General features: G+C 70.7%; 16 protein-coding genes and 1 tRNA gene. 10 read left to right on the top strand and 7 right to left on the bottom strand.

Annotation, left to right across the window (positions count from 1 at the left end; all coding sequences use genetic code 11):
• Positions 1-276 precede the first annotated feature (276 nt).
• From serS to MFF55_RS22585, 5 genes are all read left to right on the top strand, one after another.
• The gene (gene serS / locus MFF55_RS22605; RefSeq protein WP_238246371.1) at positions 277-1,743 is read left to right on the top strand and encodes a serine--tRNA ligase; all 1,467 of its coding nucleotides are present in this window, start codon (positions 277-279) and stop codon (positions 1,741-1,743) included.
• Positions 1,743-2,507 (top strand): 5'/3'-nucleotidase SurE, encoded by a 765-nt coding sequence (gene surE, locus MFF55_RS22600; RefSeq protein WP_238246370.1) that lies wholly within the window; start codon positions 1,743-1,745, stop codon positions 2,505-2,507. The genes serS and surE overlap by 1 nt, the downstream gene beginning before the upstream one ends.
• A gap of 22 nt (positions 2,508-2,529) precedes the next feature.
• Entirely contained in the window at positions 2,530-3,186 is a 657-nt protein-coding gene (locus tag MFF55_RS22595; protein WP_238246369.1) for a protein-L-isoaspartate O-methyltransferase family protein, read from the top strand.
• Positions 3,187-3,333: 147 nt separating this feature from the next.
• Positions 3,334-3,407, top strand: a tRNA-Gln gene (locus MFF55_RS22590).
• 163 nt (positions 3,408-3,570) lie between these two features.
• Positions 3,571-3,933 (top strand): response regulator, encoded by a 363-nt coding sequence (locus tag MFF55_RS22585; protein WP_238246368.1) that lies wholly within the window; start codon positions 3,571-3,573, stop codon positions 3,931-3,933.
• A 12-nt stretch (positions 3,934-3,945) separates the two neighbouring features.
• Here the strand turns inward: MFF55_RS22585 and MFF55_RS22580 are convergent, their stop codons facing one another.
• The 4 genes from MFF55_RS22580 to MFF55_RS22565 form a co-directional block, all read right to left on the bottom strand.
• The gene (locus MFF55_RS22580; protein WP_238246367.1) at positions 3,946-4,626 is read right to left on the bottom strand and encodes an HWE histidine kinase domain-containing protein; all 681 of its coding nucleotides are present in this window, start codon (positions 4,624-4,626) and stop codon (positions 3,946-3,948) included.
• A gap of 155 nt (positions 4,627-4,781) precedes the next feature.
• Positions 4,782-5,393, bottom strand: a complete 612-nt coding sequence (locus tag MFF55_RS22575) for a Crp/Fnr family transcriptional regulator (RefSeq protein WP_306421468.1) — start codon at positions 5,391-5,393, stop codon at positions 4,782-4,784.
• 496 nt (positions 5,394-5,889) lie between these two features.
• The gene (locus MFF55_RS22570; RefSeq protein ID WP_238246366.1) at positions 5,890-7,098 is read right to left on the bottom strand and encodes a GNAT family N-acetyltransferase; all 1,209 of its coding nucleotides are present in this window, start codon (positions 7,096-7,098) and stop codon (positions 5,890-5,892) included.
• Positions 7,099-7,491: 393 nt separating this feature from the next.
• Positions 7,492-7,833, bottom strand: coding sequence for a hypothetical protein (locus MFF55_RS22565; protein WP_238246365.1), 342 nt, complete (start codon positions 7,831-7,833; stop codon positions 7,492-7,494).
• 175 nt (positions 7,834-8,008) lie between these two features.
• Here MFF55_RS22565 and MFF55_RS22560 point away from each other — a divergent pair, with 175 nt between their 5' ends.
• Both MFF55_RS22560 and MFF55_RS22555 read left to right on the top strand, forming a co-directional pair.
• Complete coding sequence (locus MFF55_RS22560; protein ID WP_238246364.1) at positions 8,009-9,067, top strand: zinc-binding metallopeptidase family protein; 1,059 nt, start codon at positions 8,009-8,011, stop codon at positions 9,065-9,067.
• Positions 9,068-9,312: 245 nt separating this feature from the next.
• Entirely contained in the window at positions 9,313-9,666 is a 354-nt protein-coding gene (locus MFF55_RS22555; RefSeq protein ID WP_238246363.1) for a hypothetical protein, read from the top strand.
• Position 9,667: 1 nt separating this feature from the next.
• Here MFF55_RS22555 and MFF55_RS22550 read toward each other — a convergent pair whose 3' ends face one another.
• Both MFF55_RS22550 and sseA read right to left on the bottom strand, forming a co-directional pair.
• Positions 9,668-10,525: an urease accessory protein UreD gene (locus MFF55_RS22550; RefSeq protein WP_238246362.1), complete on the bottom strand. Its 858-nt coding sequence runs from the start codon at positions 10,523-10,525 to the stop codon at positions 9,668-9,670.
• A gap of 157 nt (positions 10,526-10,682) precedes the next feature.
• Positions 10,683-11,528 (bottom strand): 3-mercaptopyruvate sulfurtransferase, encoded by an 846-nt coding sequence (gene sseA, locus MFF55_RS22545; RefSeq protein ID WP_238246361.1) that lies wholly within the window; start codon positions 11,526-11,528, stop codon positions 10,683-10,685.
• A 159-nt stretch (positions 11,529-11,687) separates the two neighbouring features.
• Between sseA and MFF55_RS22540 the strand changes: the two genes are divergently transcribed.
• The 3 genes from MFF55_RS22540 to MFF55_RS22530 all read left to right on the top strand — a co-directional run bounded on the left by MFF55_RS22540 (position 11,688) and on the right by MFF55_RS22530 (position 15,426).
• On the top strand, positions 11,688-11,933 hold the full coding sequence (locus MFF55_RS22540) for a hypothetical protein (RefSeq protein WP_238246360.1): 246 nt from the start codon (positions 11,688-11,690) through the stop codon (positions 11,931-11,933).
• A 256-nt stretch (positions 11,934-12,189) separates the two neighbouring features.
• Positions 12,190-14,085 carry a tetratricopeptide repeat protein gene (locus tag MFF55_RS22535; protein ID WP_238246359.1) on the top strand — a complete coding sequence of 632 codons (1,896 nt, stop codon included), beginning with the start codon at positions 12,190-12,192 and terminating at the stop codon, positions 14,083-14,085.
• Between the two features lie 318 nt (positions 14,086-14,403).
• Positions 14,404-15,426, top strand: a complete 1,023-nt coding sequence (locus tag MFF55_RS22530; RefSeq protein ID WP_238246358.1) for an alpha/beta fold hydrolase — start codon at positions 14,404-14,406, stop codon at positions 15,424-15,426.
• A 36-nt stretch (positions 15,427-15,462) separates the two neighbouring features.
• Here the strand turns inward: MFF55_RS22530 and MFF55_RS22525 are convergent.
• Positions 15,463-16,389: amidohydrolase family protein (locus MFF55_RS22525; RefSeq protein WP_238246357.1), on the bottom strand; the 927-nt coding region annotated here is incomplete at its 5' end.

The raw sequence follows: 16,389 nt of genomic DNA, 5'->3' as shown, positions 1-16,389 counted from the left end.
GCAGCCCCATCAAGATACAGGACCCGGCGAGGGAAGGGCCGCGCCAGCGGCACCCCATGAACAGCGCAAGGCTTCGGACGCTTCGCGGCGTCCCGTGCTGGACCCCGGATCGGGTTCCGCTGACGCTCCACCCGTCCGGGGAAGGACGCGGGTGAAGGCACCGAAGCAATGCACGGGGCCCGCGTGCCAAGGCGTGTGGTCGGCGGCGCGGTCACCGCCCTTGTGGCGCGGTGGCCGATGCTGCAAAGCGTCCTCGCCCGACACCTTGAGCCGCCCATGCACGACATCCGCGCCATCCGCGAGAACCCGGACGCCTTCGACCACGCCTTGCAGCGGCGCGGCCTGTCGCCGCTCGCGGCCGAGCTGATCGCGCTCGACGACGCGCGCAAGGCCGCGACCTCGGCCGCGCAGGGCAACCAGGAGCGCCGCAATGGGCTCGCCAAGGAGATCGGCGCGGCCAAGAAGGCGCGGGACGAGGCGCGGGCAGCCGAGCTGATGGCCGAGGTGGCCCGGCTGAAGGATGAGGGACCCGCCCTGGAGGCGGCGCAGGCGCAGGCCGCGAAGGTCCTCGACGATCGTCTCGCCGCCATCCCGAACCGGCCGAATCCGGACGTGCCCGAGGGCGCCGACGAGCACGGCAATGTCGAGTACCGCCGCTTCGACGTGGCCCGCCCGCGGCTCGAGGCCGGCGCGCAGCATTTCGAGATCGGCGAGGCCTCGGGCCTGATGGATTTCGAGGCGGCCTCCCGGATGTCGGGTGCGCGCTTCGTGGTGCTCAAAGGGCAGCTCGCCCGGCTGGAGCGGGCGCTCGGGCAGTTCATGCTCGACCTGCACACGGGCGAGCACGGCTACACGGAGGTGGCGCCGCCGATCCTCGTGCGGGATGAGGCGATGTTCGGCACGGCGCAGCTGCCGAAGTTTCGGGACGACCAATTCCGTATCGATCAGAAACGGCCGCCTTGGTATGACGTAACAAGATATCAAGCTCATCCTGAGCTTGCTCGAGACTATAACGAGGTTCTTAGATTGGGCTTTGTTGGTGGTGACGCTGGACCAGTCCTGCTCAGACTGAAGAAAGTTCTCTCCCCGTCTGAGTACGAGGAGATTGAAAGATCCCTTTTTGGCGGATCACATTGGCTTATCCCCACAGCCGAAGTGCCTCTCACGAACCTCGTCCGCGAATCCATCCTGGCCGAGGACGAGCTCCCGCTCCGCTTCACGGCCCTCACCCCCTGCTTCCGCGCGGAGGCCGGCTCGGCCGGCCGCGACACGCGGGGCATGCTGCGCCAGCACCAGTTCAACAAGGTCGAGCTCGTCTCAATCACCGCACCGGAGCGCTCCGCGGAGGAGCACGAGCGCATGCTCACCTGCGCCGAGACCGTCCTGAAGAAACTCGACCTGGCCTACCGCGTGATGACGCTGTGCGCCGGCGACATGGGCTTCGCGTCCCAGAAAACCTACGACATCGAGGTCTGGATGCCGGGGCAGGGGACGTTCCGGGAGATCTCGTCCTGCTCCGTCTGCGGCGACTTCCAGGCGCGGCGGATGAACGCCCGCTACCGGCCGAAGGCGGCCAAGGGGGCGCAGTTCGTGCACACCCTCAACGGCTCGGGCATCGCCGTCGGGCGGGCCCTGATCGCCGTGATGGAGAATTACCAGAACCCGGACGGAAGCGTCACCGTGCCGTCGGCGCTGGCGCCGTACATGGGCGGGGTTCAGCGAATCGAAGGACGACCGAGCTGATGCGCATTCTCGTCACCAACGACGACGGCATCCACGCCTCGGGGCTCGAGACCCTGGAGGGGATCGCCCGCAGCCTGTCCGACGACGTCTGGGTCGTCGCGCCCGAGAGCGACCAGTCGGGCGTCTCGCATTCGCTGTCGCTGAACGATCCGCTGCGCCTGCGCCAGATCTCGCAGACGCGCTTCGCCGTGAAGGGCACGCCGTCCGATTGCGTGATCATGGGCGTGCGCTACATCCTGAAGGATCACGGGCCGGACCTCGTCCTCTCCGGGGTCAATCGCGGCCAGAACGTCGCCGAGGACGTCACCTATTCGGGCACCATCGCCGCGGCGATGGAGGGCACCATCCTGAACGTGCGCTCCATCGCGCTGAGCCAGGCCTACGGGGCCGGCGGGCGCGGCGCGATCAAGTGGGCGTGCGCCGCCACGCACGGCGCTGGTGTCATCCGGAAGATCCTCGAGATCGGGATCGAGCCCGGCATCGTCGTGAACGTCAACTTCCCCGATTGCGAGCCCGACGAGGTGGTTGGCATCGCGGTGGCCGCCCAGGGCGTGCGCAACCAGGCGCTGCTCGCCATCGACGCGCGTCAGGACGGGCGCGGCAATCCCTATTTCTGGCTCGCCTTCGCCAAGGCGCGGTTCGAGCCCGGCAACGGCACCGACCTCAAGGCGATCGCCGAGAACCGCATCTCGGTGACGCCGCTGCGCCTCGACCTTACCGACGAGCCGACGCTGACGCGCTTCGCGCAAGGGTTCGCGGCCTGACGCGACGTCCGGGACGCGGCGCGTGACGGACTCGGAGGTCAGGGGCGAGGCGGAGGAGAACGCGGCCTTCGTACTGGCGCTGCGCGAGCGCGGCGTGCGCGACACGGACGTGCTGCGCGCCATGGAGCGGGTGCCCCGCGAGCGCTTCGTCCCGGCCCGCCATCGCGCCCAGGCCCGGCGCGACCTCGCCCTGCCGCTGCCCTGCGGCCAGACCATGACGGCGCCGACCGTCGTCGCCGCGATGCTAACGGCTTTGGGCGTCAGGCCCGGTGCGCGCGTGCTGGAGGTGGGCGCGGGCTCCGGCTACGCGACGGCCCTCCTGCTGCGCCTCGGCGCGGCCCACGTCCTCAGCCTCGAACGCTACCGGACGCTGGCGGAGGACGCCCTGGCCAGCCTCGGCGGCGAGAGCGGCGCGGTCATCGAGATCGGCGACGGCCTCGCGGGGCCGCCCCGGCCTGAGCGCTTCGACCGCATCCTCGTCAACGGCACGCTCGCGGCCTTTCCCGCGCCGCTCCTCGACGCCCTGACGCCCCAGGGCCGGCTCGTCGGAGCCCTGGGGGCCGCGGGCAAGTGCCGCCTCACCGTCGTGGAGCGCGACGCGGGCGGGCGCGTCGTCGAGCGCCTCGGCAGCCCGATCCGGGTCACGCCGCTGACGCCGGGCCGCGCCGAGGTCTTCTGATCGGCCGGGGCGGGAGACGGTCCCGGCGCGCCGGCGGGCGAGTTGACCGTGATCGCAAGGTGGCCTATGCGGGCGGCTCTTCAGACCCGAAGGGCGGATTGCGCCGCGCGACGGCCTCGTCGAACGCGGCCGAGCCTCCGGGGCTGTTGGGGGATAGTTTAACGGTAGAACAGCGGACTCTGACTCCGTTAGTCGAGGTTCGAATCCTCGTCCCCCAGCCATTTCAACCCTCCCGTCTTCAAGATCGCGCCGCCTGCCGGTCTCCCTGTCGCCTCGGGAGCCAACGTTCGCCGATGAGCGACGCGTTGAACCGCGCCGGGCGGACGAGCGTTGCCCCACCGACCAGCCGGCCGAGAACGGCGGCACCCGGAGGCACCCCCGACCATGGACACGCTCGCCGGACGACGCGTTCTCCTCGTGGAGGACGAGTACTTCATCGTCGACGACATGGTTCGGCTGTTCAGGGCGAACGGGGCGGAGGTCGTCGGGCCGGCCGCGAACGTCAACGACGCCCTCGGCCTGATCGAGGGCGCCGGGCACCTCGACGGGGCGGTGCTCGACGTCAACCTGCAGGGCGAGATGGCCTATCCGGTCGCCGACGCCCTGCTCGCCCGCGGCGTGCCCTTCGTGTTCGCCACCGGCTACGACCGGACCTCGATCCCGGCGCGATACGACCACATCGCCTGCTGCGAGAAGCCCATCGTGCCGGGCACGATCGCGCGGACGCTCTTCACCCCATCCTCTTGAGCGGGATGCCGCTCAAGGGTCGCTGACCTGCCCGACCTGCGGCGGCAGTAGCAGGGTGATCGTGCAGCGAAGCCCGTCCGGCTCGAAGGCGAACGCCGTCTCGGCCTTGAACTCGTAGGCTAGCACCCGGGTCAGCACCTCGGTTCCGAAGCCGCGATGGGCGGGCTCCGTGGTCGACGTCAGGCCCGATTCCTTCCACGTCAGGGTCAGGAAGGGATCGGCATCCCCGTTCGCCACATGCCACGCGACGTCGATCCGGCCGGCCTCGGCGCCCAGCGACCCGTGCTCGACGGCATTCACGGCAAGCTCGTGGATCGCCATGGCGAGGACCTGCCCCGCCTTCGGCAGAAGGGCGATGTCGGGACCCGACAGGGTCACCCGGTCGCCCTCGGAGGCCCCGTAGTACAGGAGCTCGTCGGCGAGCAGGGTGTGCAGGTCGATCCAGCCGTGAGAATCGATGGCGGCCTGCGCCCGGGCGATGGCGTCGAGGCGGTCCTGCAGATGGGCGACGAACTCGTCCCGATCCCGCTCCGTCTCGGCGGACCGGCGGATGACGATCCGCAGCATCGCCAGGGTGTTGCGCAGGCGGTGCCGGAGCTCGCCCGGCGCGTCCCGCTGGTCGAGCAGCCGGCGCAGGCGTCGGTTGTCGGCCTCGAGTTCGGCGATGCGGGCCGCTCCGGTATCCTCTGACATGCCCAACCTCGATACCCCGTTTCTCAACAGCCGGTGCCCTGGGCCGGTTCAGATGTGGGCTGATCCGTCACTGTGCAGGTAGCCTGGGTCGAAAAGCGCGACCCTTCGCAAGCCTTCGAGATCGTGAACGCTCAACCGCCGGCCCCGAAGCGAGATCAGCCCCGTTCCGCGCAATTCCTGAGCGAGCGGTTCACGTGCACGGCCGAGAGACCGAGCAGGTCCGCGAGGTCGACCTGGGTGACGGGCAGCTCGTACCCCTCACGGTCGGCGAGGCCGACCATGGCGAGCCGCAGCTGCAGCTCGCAGAACAGGTGGCCCCGGCGCTCGGCGGCGGTGCGCCGGCCCAGGCTGACCGTCCGCTCCTGATCCGCCGCCACCGCGACGAGCAGGTCCCACCAAAGGGCCTCCTCGATGCGCGGGTTCGCCCGGGCGGCGTTCCAGACGGCCTCCGGTGACACCTGCGCGATGGTGACGGCGGTGAGCGCGCCGAGGGAGTGATCCATGAAGCGGGGCAGGATGCCGAAGGGCTCGCACAGGTCGCCGGGGAGCGAGAACGAGAGGATCTGCCGCCGTCCGTTCTCGAGCTGCTTGTAGCGGCAGGCCCAGCCCTCGACGATGAGGGTGAGGGCACGCGGCTCGCTTCCCTCGGACACGATGTCGCCGCGCGCCTCGATCCGGCGGGCCGGCCCCACCAGGCCGGCGAGGATCGCCTCGTCCTCGGGGAGGAGACGGGTGCCGTTCCTTAGCTTGCGCACGAACAGGTTCACCTTGCCGCTCCATTGTCCAGGGCAGGGCCCAGCGCCATGGCCGAAACACCCTCGGCTTCGTGAAGCTTGGCCGGGGCGGGATCCCGCGGGCGACATCCCTGCGGCTCGGCCCGACGAGGCGTTGCTCTGCCTGGGCGCAGAACGGATGGAGACGCAGGGTACGATCCCCGCATCCCGTCCGTAAGCTTGACCCTACATGCACCTATTGGCGATTGACATGAGAAGATGCTCCTCACCGCCTCCGCGCGGGCGCCACCCCTGAAAACCAATCTAGGTCGTGCGGCGCTTTTATCGAAAGACATGTCCGGGAGGAGGTTTCGCTTTCCCGGCGCGGGCCTCCGCGGCGGGCGAGGCAGGCACCTGCGCGCCGGATGAGGCTGAGCCAGGGCCTTCGACGTCGAACGCCTTGGCCGGGTGATTCGCGCGCCGCGGCGGGAGCCTTCGCGGCCGCCGCGCTGCGGAACCGGAACAGGACGGGGAGTCGAGGACCGTAGACCTAGACCCGGAGCTTCCTGGCGAGGCGGCGGGCCCTCTGGAACGGGCCGAACAATCTTCTCGCCTTGAGCCAGGTCTTGGCCGAGTCCGACGCCTGCAGGAACCGGTTCAGGGCGGCGCCCTTCCATGTCAACGGCTGCGTCAGCTCGCGCAGCGCGTGGCTTTCCGCCCCGAAATCCTGCTTGTAGGGCATGACGCCCACGCTGAAGTCGAAGCAGCGCAGGCCTTGCGCGCAGGCCCATTTCAAGGTCTGCGCGGTGACCTGGACGCCGGGGGAGGCGGTCCGCCACGGCGCGCCGGCATTGGTCAGGATCAGGTAGGAGAGGGTGTCGCGGTGGACGAGCCCGTAGCTCGTCGCGATCCAGGCGCCGTCCACCGATAGGCCGAACAGGCGCGCGGGCCCGCCGCTCAACCCCTCCCGGGCGGCGGCGCGGTAGAAGTCCCGCGCCTCGGGACGGGACAGGAGGTCGAAGCGTCCCATCTCGGCGAAGCGCTGCCGCCGCTGTTCGAAGAGGGCGTCGCAGATCTCCTCGACGAGCGCGGGCGTCGAGGCTTGGACGAAGCGGAGCTCGCCGCTCCGCTCCAGGCGGCGCCATTGGTTGCCCATGTCCCGCAGGGTGCTGCGGCGGCAGAGCCGTTGCAGCAGGGTCTCGGGATCGCCGCCCAGTAGGACGCTCGAGGTCTGCGCCGCGGCGATTTCCGTACCGGCCAGCGCGGCGATGGGGTTGGAGCTGCCGTAGGCGCGCAACGGGATGCGCTCGATCTGGATCAGATCGACCCTCGGCAGGACGGCGCAGACCGCATCCCAGATCGCGGCGCCCTGCGCGGCGTTCGGCTCGAAGGCGTCGGCGAGAACCGGCATCGCGTAGTCGCAAACGCCGAGGTCGAGCCAGGTCACCACGCGGCAGCCCTGCCGCGGCGTGAGCGCGAGCGGCACGAGCATCACGAGGCGCCCGTTCGCATCCCGGACCGTCACGAAGAGCGGCGTGGCCCCCGCCGGACCGGCGAGATGGGCGAGAACGGTGCCGACCCAGTCGAGCCGCTGATACGGGGTCGAAACGCCCTCCGCCTCCAGGACGCGCCAGACCGGCGCGACGGCCTCCAGGGAGGTGTGAAGCTCTGCCCGGAGTGGCGCATCGAAGGCAGCGGGGCCTGCCGGCTGCACGCGCTGGCTCGGCGGGGAGGCGGAGCCTCCTGCGAAGACATGCATCCTGGCGGCTTTCCCTCTCGTTCCCTGCCCGTCGTCCGGCCCTGGCCCGCGCGGCGGCCGATGGGACGCGTTCCGGTTCATGGCTGAACGCGGGACGGCCCTATCGGGTCACGGAAGAGGTCCTGATCGGCTGCCGAAGCGATCTGGGCTGGAAAGACCAGAAAAGCTCCGATGCGACGCATGTTGTGCATCGGTATGGTCAAAGAGGAGAAATGGGTTTGGTTTGTTTCTGAGAGCACGCTCCAGAAAATGTTTCTCCCATCGCGTGAGCTCACGTGACCACGGCCACGGCCCTCGGAAGCGCCGGCGAGGCGTGACCGCTTCATCCGGCGACGATTCGGAGACGCTAATTCATAGAGGCCCGCCGCGCCTTCGCGGTCGATGCCCGCGCGTTCACTCCGCCCGTTCGAGCCGCTCCAGGGCCTCCAACGCCTTCGCGCAGGCCGCGTCCGAGGGTTTCGGCAGGTTGGTCTCGAAGAACAGCGCCTGGTTCAGCTCGGGCACGAAACGCTCCTCGGTCATGGCCCGGCCGAGGGCCTGCATGATCCGCTCCCGCGCGACCCGCAGCACCTCGTCCGTGCGCGCGGCGGGCGCGCCGCAGGCGATCGCCCGGCCGATGATCGTGCCCTGGCGCTCGCCCTCGACCTGCGGGATGAGGAGAGGGCGGCCCGGGGCGTCCGCGCCCGCAAGCGTCAGGAGCGCGGGCAGCGCGAGGGTGAGGATGGTCGAGGCCAAGGCGTTCCTCCTTATGGGGATCGGCGGGAAGGCGATCGAGGCGCGTGACGCCCGCGCATGGGCGCCCGGCGTCACGCGCCTCGTCGGGAAATAAAGCGCCGCTTCACGATTTCCTCCGAGGCCGCGCTCAGCATGCTTGGTGCATGGCGATCCGAGTGGCGGATGAGGCGATGCGATGAAGCTGTTCAAATGTCAGTCCTGCGGCAACATCCTCTACTTCGAGAACCGGACCTGCCAGCGCTGCGGCCACCGGCTCGCCTACCTGCCGGAGACGGGCACGCTGTCGGCGCTGGAGCCGGCCGGCGGCGAGGATTGGCGCCCGCTCGCCGCGCCTGACCGCCCGAGCCGGTTTTGCGCCAACGCGGTGCAGGATGCCTGCAACTGGCTGGTGCCGCCGGACTCGAGCGAGCCGTTCTGCCTCGCCTGCCGCCACAATGCGATCATTCCGAACGTCTCCGACCCGGCCCAGCTCGCCGGCTGGCGGGACATGGAGATCGCCAAGCATCGCCTGTTCTACACGCTCCTGCGCTGGAACCTTCCGCTGAGGACCCGCGCCGAGGACCCCGAGCACGGGCTCGAGTTCCGCTTCCTGTCCGACCCGCCGCAGGAGGGGCCGAAGGTGATGACGGGCCACGACAACGGCATCATCACGATCGCGCTGGTGGAGGCGGACGATGCCGAGCGCGCGGCGCGGCGGCGGGCGATGGGCGAGCCCTACCGCACCCTGATCGGGCATTTCCGCCACGAGATCGGGCATCATTACTGGGATCTGCTCGTGCGCGACGGCGGCCATCTTGAGGCCTGCCGGGCCGTCTTCGGCGACGACAGCATGGATTACGAGGAGGCGCTGAAGCGCCACTACGCGGAGGGCACGCCGCCGGACTGGCAGGAGACCTTCGTCTCCTCCTACGCCACGACGCATCCATGGGAGGATTTCGCCGAGACCTGGGCGCATTACCTCCACATCGTCGATACGCTGGAGATGGCGAGCGCCTTCGGATTGCAGGTGCGCCCGCAGCTCGATGCGCAGGGGGAGATCTCGGCGCGGATCAACTTCGACCCGTACGAGGCGTCGGGCATCCAGCAGATCGTGGACGCCTGGCTGCCCTTCGTCTTCGCGATCAACAGCGTCAACCGCGCCATGGGCCAGCCCGACCTCTACCCCTTCGTCCTGGCCCCGGCCGTGATCCACAAGCTCGGCTTCATCCACGATCTCGTGCATCGCCGGCTGTGAAGGGATCAGCCGAGGATGGCGTTGAGGCCGGTGCCGAGGACGACCACGACGGTGACCGTGACCATGAACTTGATGTCCTCGATGCGCTCGCTCATGGCGGTCTCCTGATGGCGGGCCGCGTCCGGCGCGGCGTGTCGGTACAGCTCTAGACGGGCGCCTTCCGGGCGCCTGTGCGCGGGATCACACCGCGCGGATGGCACCGGCCTTGCTGACGGCGTCGCGAGGCGCGGCGCGAGGAGAGCGGCATGGATGAAGCGGATGGGGCGACGCCCGCAGCCCTGGTGCGCGGCCTGCTGGCCAGTCTGATGAAGGCGGCGCTGATCTCCGGCGACGCGGAGGGCCTGCCGTTTCGGCGGGAGGCGGCGCGGCTGCACGCGGCCCTGGCCGCCCGCCCCGAGCAGGTGGCGAGCCTGAAGCTCGACGGCCTCTGGTGGCTCGCGGTCGGCGACGCCGAGACGCCCGAGCTTCGGGACCGCGCCGACCGGATCGAGTACGGCCAACCCAAGATCTGCCCGTTCACCCTCGCCGAGCTCACCGCGCCGGATCTCGACCTCGACCGGGCCGTGCAGCGCCTGCGCGAGACGGCGGCGATCGGCTGAATCAGGCCTGCCAGACCCGCGGCATCGGCGCGGCGCGATAGCCGACGAGGACCTGCAGCGCCGCCCGCCGGACCGCGTCCGGGTCTCGCCCGAGAAAGCGGGCGACGAGGTTGCCGTTCCAGGCGCTCGCTCCGGCCTCGACCCCGGCCATCTCCTCGATCAGCGCACGCATCGCCTCGATGCGTCCCTCGGCTTCGGGCGAGGCATCGACGAGGGTCGCCATCGCGCGGGCGCCGCCGCCGATGGCGACGCGATCGAGACGGTCGCTGATCGGGCCGTCGAGCCGGAGGGTGTCCGCGTAGACGAGACGGCCGCCGCGGCGGATGCGCCAGCGATCCTCGACGTGCCCGCTCGCGATGCGCTCGGCCCGCGCCGCACGCCCGAAGACGAGGAGCTCCAGGGCGAGCAGCTGCGCATCCTCGGCAAGCTCCGCCTCGAAGCTCCGGCTGAGGCGCGCGCCGTCGAACAGGATCGTCTCCTGCGGCAGGAAGGCGAGCCGGGCGCCGGCCCCGAGGGTGAGGCCGGTCGCGACGCGGGTGACGGGGCCGTCGGAGCGGTAGATCTTTTCCGCCGCGACGCTGGTGAGCACCAGGTCCGCCCCGGCCTCCAGCTCGGCCCCCACCGTGAAGCGGTCGCCGCAGGCGATGCCCCCGGCCGTGTTGAGGAGCACGGCCTCGCAGGGACCCTCCGTGCGGCGGGGCAGGCGCAGGCGCAGGGGGCCGGACTCGGAGAGGTCGAGGATGCTCGTCGACGTTCCGCGGCGACCGGCCCGGAGCCGGATCTGGCCGACGGAGCGCTGCCTGAGGAGCGCATCTGCGGTCGCGTTCACCCCGTTATGCCCTGCCGCGGGAGCCGCCACGTGCTCCCTCTCCCCCTAGGAGAAGGGACCCGCGCTTCACGCGACGAGCGTCGGCGATGGGCTCGCCATGTGCCTCGATCCGAGCAGCGTGAATGCCCTAGCCCCGGCCGGTAGAGGGGAACGCGCATCGAACCGCGGCGGCCGCCCGGAGACGACGTCACACCGGGCCGGTGGCGACGGGTCGGTTCGGGTCCGAGCCCCATTCCGACCAGGAGCCGTCGTAGAGCGCTCGCGCCGGCCGGCCCAGGGTCTCGAGGGCGAGCGACACGACGGCCGCCGTCACGCCCGAGCCGCAGGTCGTGATCACGGGGCGGTCGAGGTCGACGCCCGCCGCCGCGAAGGCCGCGCGCAGGGCGGCCTCGTCCTTGAGCTTTCCATCGATCTGCAGGGCGCCGTAATGCAGGTTGCGGGCGCCCGGCATGTGGCCGGGCCGGACGCCGGGGCGCGGCTCCGCCTCCTCGCCGCGGAAGCGCGGGGCGGAGCGGGCGTCGACGACCTGGGCCGAGCCAGTCTCCAGCGCCCGGGCGATGTCGCCGGCATCGGCCACCGCGCCGTTGTCGAGCCGGGCCGTGAAGTGGCGGCGGTCGCGCCGGCGTCCCTCGCCCTCCTCGACGGGGCCGCCCGAGGCGACCCAGGCCGGAAAGCCGCCCTCTAGGATCGCGACTTCGCGCACGCCGTAGGTGCGCAGCATCCACCAGACCCGCGGGGCCGAGAAGAGCCCCATCCCGTCATAGACCACGATGCCCATGCCGTCGCCGATGCCGAGCGCCCGCATCCGGGAGGCGAAGACCTCCGGGCGCGGCAGCATGTGGGGCAGCCGCGAGCCCTCGTCGCTCATCGCGTCGATGTCGAAGCGGACGGCGCCGGGGATGTGCCCGGCCAGGAACTCGGCCGCCGCGTCGTGCCCCTGCGCGGGCAGGTACCAGGAGGCGTCGAGCACGATGAGGTCGGGCGCGTCGAGCCTTGCCTTGAGCCAATCCGTTTTGACGAAGGGCGTCGCCATGCTGTGCGGTTCCGTTGGGCTGCGTCGGGGTCGCCGCAATCAATCACATCCGAGCCGGGCTTGCACCCCGGCGGGTGCGCCCTTGTTTCCGCACAGCCGGCCGATGTTGCGGGGCGACCCACGCCCTATCTCCGAGAGCCTTCGGAGAAAGCCGCTGCCTTGAACCCTGTCGAGACCTTTCACATCGAGATCCTGGGCGGCGAGGACGAGCCCGAGACGGAGCGCATCCGCCAGCGCGTCTCCGTGCGCACCGCCAGCGTCGACGCGGCCAAGGACCGGGCGCTGCGCCTCTTCGCGAGGGCCCGCGTGCCCCAGCGGTTCGGCGAGCCCGCCGAAGCTGTCCGTGTGATCGACGGCGCCGGCACGGAGGTGTTCCATTGGAGCCGCTTCGACGAGCGCGGATAGGCGCCGCGAGGCCGACGGCGCCGGGATGCTGCCGTTGCACGATCCAGACCGGGCGCTAGATGCACGGCTGAGTTGCTGGAAGTGGCGCATGACGTGCAGAAGGTTTGCCGCGCTTCTTGTTCTCGCTTCCCTGTCGGGGCCCCTGCGCGCCGAGCCGGAGACCGCACCGGTCGGGCCGACTGAACCGGAGCCCCGACGTCACGCGCAAGCGACTGGGCAGAGACCGTTCGGAGGGCCGGCCGGTACGCCGCACGACGTGGCCGCGACCCCGTTCTCCCTCGGAGAGGCCTGCGACCGGGCTGCCGGGTTGCCCAAGGACGTCGACATCGTCACGCCCGACCGCACCATCCTCGAGGGGGTGATCCAGGGCAGGAGCGAGGCCCTGGAGGCGGTCGTCCAGGCCTGCGGGTCGGAGGCGCGCGCGGAGCCGAACGAGGCGCGCTACGCGCATCGGGCCGGCCTCGCCCTCAGCGCGCTCGGCCGCGGGGCGGAGGCGGTCGTGCCGCTGACGCGAGCGATGGAGCTCGGCTATGCCGGCGGCTATCTCGCCGTCGCCGAGGGCCGGGCCAACGGCACCTTCGGGCCGGCGCCTCCCAAGGATGCCCGGGCGTCCTTGGCGGTCGGGATGGAAGGCATCGCACGCAACGGCAGCCCCGAGATCAAGCGGGGGATCGGCAATCTGCTCGCGCATTCCGACACGCCCGTTCGAGACAGGGCTCGGGGCCGCAGGCTGATCGAGGAAGCCGCGGCCGCCGGCCACCCGAGTGCGGCCGCCGACCTCGCGCAGGTGCTCGCCCAAAATGAGGGCTCGGCGCGGGATGCGACCCGCATTCGCACGCTCCTCGAAGGGGCTGTCGCGGGCGGCAGCCGACGCGCTGCCCTCCTCTACGGCCGGCTCCTCCACAACGGAATGGGCCTGCACCACGACCCAGCGGCCGCGCGGCGCCTCTACCTCCTGGCGGCGGAGCGCGGGGACGTCGAAGGGATGACTTCGGTCGCCGCGATGATGCGGGAGGTCGACGGCGGTCCCAAGGACATCGAGGGGCAGCGGCGCTGGCTGGGCCGCGCGAGCGCGCTCGGCAATCTCGAAGCGCGGCGGGCGTTGGGCAATTCCTACCTCGACGAGGAACCGAGCCGGGGCACCCTCGGTCTCGTCCTGCTCGAGCAGTTGGCCGAGGGCGGCTCGGTGGAGGCGGCGCACGGGCTCGGCGTCCGATTCCAGGAGGCCTATGGCGTCCTGCGCGACTATCGGAGCGCCCTCAAGTGGTTCCGTCAGGCGGCAGAGGCCGGCGACGGCCGCGCCATGAAGCAACTTGGCGTGATCTACGATGAGGGGCAGGGCGTGCCGATCGATCACGCGGAGGCGCGGCGCTGGTACGATCGGGCCCGCGAGAAGGGCGTCGCCGAGGCTTATACGGCGATCGGCATGCAATACGACCACGCGATGGGCGTGCCGCGTGATCTCGCTCGAGCCTTCGACTGGTACCGCCAGGGTGCCTCGCACGGTGCCGCGGCGTCCATGAACAATCTCGGCTTCGCCTATGAGCAGGGCCGCGGCGTCAGGAAGAACCTCAAGGAGGCGCTGCGCTGGTACGAGGCGGCTGTGGCGCAGGACGATCGGACTGCGCAACTCAACCTCGCCAATCTGTACTTCAACGGCCGAGGTGTCGCGAAGGACCGGGTGCGCCGTCTGAAGCTCCTGCAGCGCTCGGCCGAGCAGGGATTGCCGCAGGCGCTCAACGACCTCGCGCTGATGGAGATGCGGCGGCCGTCGGGAAGCGGTACCCGTGCCGTCGAACTCCTGCGGCAGGCCGCCACCGGGGGCGCTGCCGTCGCTTACAACAACCTCGGCATGGCGCTGATGCAGGGTTGGGACGCCGCACCGGACCATGTCGAGGCGACCTATTGGTTTCGCCGTTCGGTCGAGCGTGCCTCGGATCTCGACCCGATGGCCCTTTCCGAATCGCAGTTCCAGCTCGGCTACAACCTTCTCATCGGTCGTGGCGTCGCGCGGGACTCGAAGGAGGGATGGGCCCTGATCCTCGCCGCCGTCGAGGCCCGCAACCCAACTGCCCTAAGTTTTGTCGCCAAGTCCGGGCGTCGTATGAATCCTGCACATGCGACGCGCAGAGAGGCCTCTCGGCGCCGCTGAGTCACCGTCCTGAATACTAGAACCCGGACGGTACTTTAAGTCTGTGGTCTAGGAACGATTTTCCTTGAAGGCCGGCAGCCACCTTTCGGTGTGATGCTCTGGCCTTGCAACGGATCCCGAGGCCGTCCGCGTGATCGACGGCGCCAGCACCGACGTTTTCCACTGGAGCCGGTTAGACGGGCAGGGATACGCGTTAGGCCGACGGCCTCAATGTCCGCAGGGGCGTCGCAACATACGGTTTCGGGTAGCCCGAGGTGGGGCGGGGCCTGACACGGGCGAGCAGCCATCAGGAACGATGACCGTCCCGGAGGGTTGCCCTTGTTGCAGCACAGCACGAGCGAACCCGCTCCCCTCTTCCGCGCGCTCCACGGATCGGACACCACCATGGCCCAGCGGCCCTCCTACGCGCGACCCGCCGTCCTTGCCGGCCTGGGCGTCGCCGCCCTCGGCCTCACGGCGCTCGCGGTGAGCGCCAGGGCGCGACAGGCCGAGCGCGACAACCCGCCGACCGGCCGGCTGATCGAAGTCGACGGCGTCCAGGTACATTACGCCGAGACCGGCGAGGGCGAGCCCCTGGTGCTCCTGCACGGCAACGGCAGCATGCTCCAGGACTTCATGTCGAGCGGCTTCGTGAAGGCGGCGGCCGGACGATACCGCGTCATCGCCTTCGACCGGCCGGGCTACGGCTACAGCGAGCGGCCGCGCAGCACGATCTGGACGCCCGCCGCCCAGGCCGAGCTCCTCCGCTCGGCGCTGCACCAGATCGGCGTGTCCCGTGCCCTGGTGCTCGGGCATTCCTGGGGCGCCTCCGTCGGCATCGCGCTGGCGCTCGACCATCCCGAGATGGTCAAGGGGCTGATCCTCGAGAGCGGCTACTATTACGGTTCGGTGCGCGCCGACGTCGTTCTGATGTCCGGGCCGGCCGTGCCGCTCCTCGGCGACATCCTGCGCTACACCGTCTCGCCGCCCGTCGCGCGCCTCCTCTGGCCGAAGATGATCCGCAAGCTGTTCAGCCCTGCCCCCGTCGCGGCCACCTTCGGGGCCGTGCCCTCCGAGATGGCGATCCGCCCCTCACAGCTGCGGGCGAGCGCCGCCGAATCCGCCCTGATGATCCCCGACGCCCTGGCGATCCAGGATCGATACGGCGAGCTCACGATGCCCGTCGCCATCGTGGCGGGGACGGGGGACAAGATGGTGGATCTGGATGCCCAGGCCCGCCGCCTTCACCGCGCGCTTCCGCGCAGCAGCCTCCACGTCGTGGAGGGTTGCGGCCACATGGTGCACCACACGGCGCCTCGGGACGTCGTGGCCGCCGTCGACGCGGTCGCCCTGGCGGCCTGAGCGCCCCGGCACGACGCGGAGCGGCACGGGCCCGCCTCAGACGGTTCCGAACAGGTGCCGGGCGAGGCGGGAATGCTCCTCGCGCAGGCGGCCGGTCTCGCTCCCGAGAGGCCGGCCGTCGAGCACCCGCCACCGCCCCGCGACCATGACCCGGTCGGCCCGGTGCGCCCCGCACAGCACGAGCGCGGCGAGCGGGTCGTGCGCGCCGGAGAAGCGCAGCTCGTCGAGCGTGAACAGGGCCAGATCCGCCTCGCAGCCCGCCGCGATCCGCCCGATGTCCGAGCGGCCGAGGCAGCGCGCCGAGCCCTCGGTCGCCCAGCGCAGCGCATCGCGATGGCTCACCGCCTCGGCGCCGTAGGTGAGGCGGTTGATCATCAGGGCGTGGCGCACCCCCTCCATCAGGTTCGAGCTGTCGTTCGAGGCCGAGCCGTCGACGCCCAAGCCCACGGGGCTGCCGGCCGCCTCCAGCTCGCAGGTCCGGCACTGGCCCGACGCCAGCGTCATGTTCGAGGTCGGGCAATGGCACACGCCGACGCCGGCCCGGCCGAGCCGCGCGATCTCGTCGGTGGTGAAGTGGATGCCGTGCGCCAGCCAGGTCCGGCCCGTCATCCAGCCGACCTCCTCGAGGTACTCGACGGGACGCTGCCCGAACAGCTCCAGGCAGTAGCGGTCCTCGTCGAGCGTCTCGCCGAGATGGGTGTGCAGGCGGCAATCGTGGCGCTCGGCCAGGGCCGCGCTCTCGCGCATCAGCCGCTTGGTCACGTTGAAGGGCGAGCAGGGCGCCAGCCCGATCTGCACCATCGCGCCGGGCGCGGTGTCGTGGAACAGGCGCAGCACGCGCTCGCTGTCCTCCAGGATGGTGTCGTCGTCCTGCGTCAGGCACTCGGGCGGCAGGCCGCCGTCGCGCTCTGACAGGCTCATGGAGCCGCGGGTGATCACTGCGCGGGCCCTCGGTATCCGCGC

The sequence above is a fragment of the Methylobacterium iners genome, assembly GCF_022179305.1.
GTDB classification, from domain to species: Bacteria; Pseudomonadota; Alphaproteobacteria; order Rhizobiales; family Beijerinckiaceae; genus Methylobacterium; species Methylobacterium iners.
This window is presented reverse-complemented; position numbering and strand designations above follow the sequence as displayed.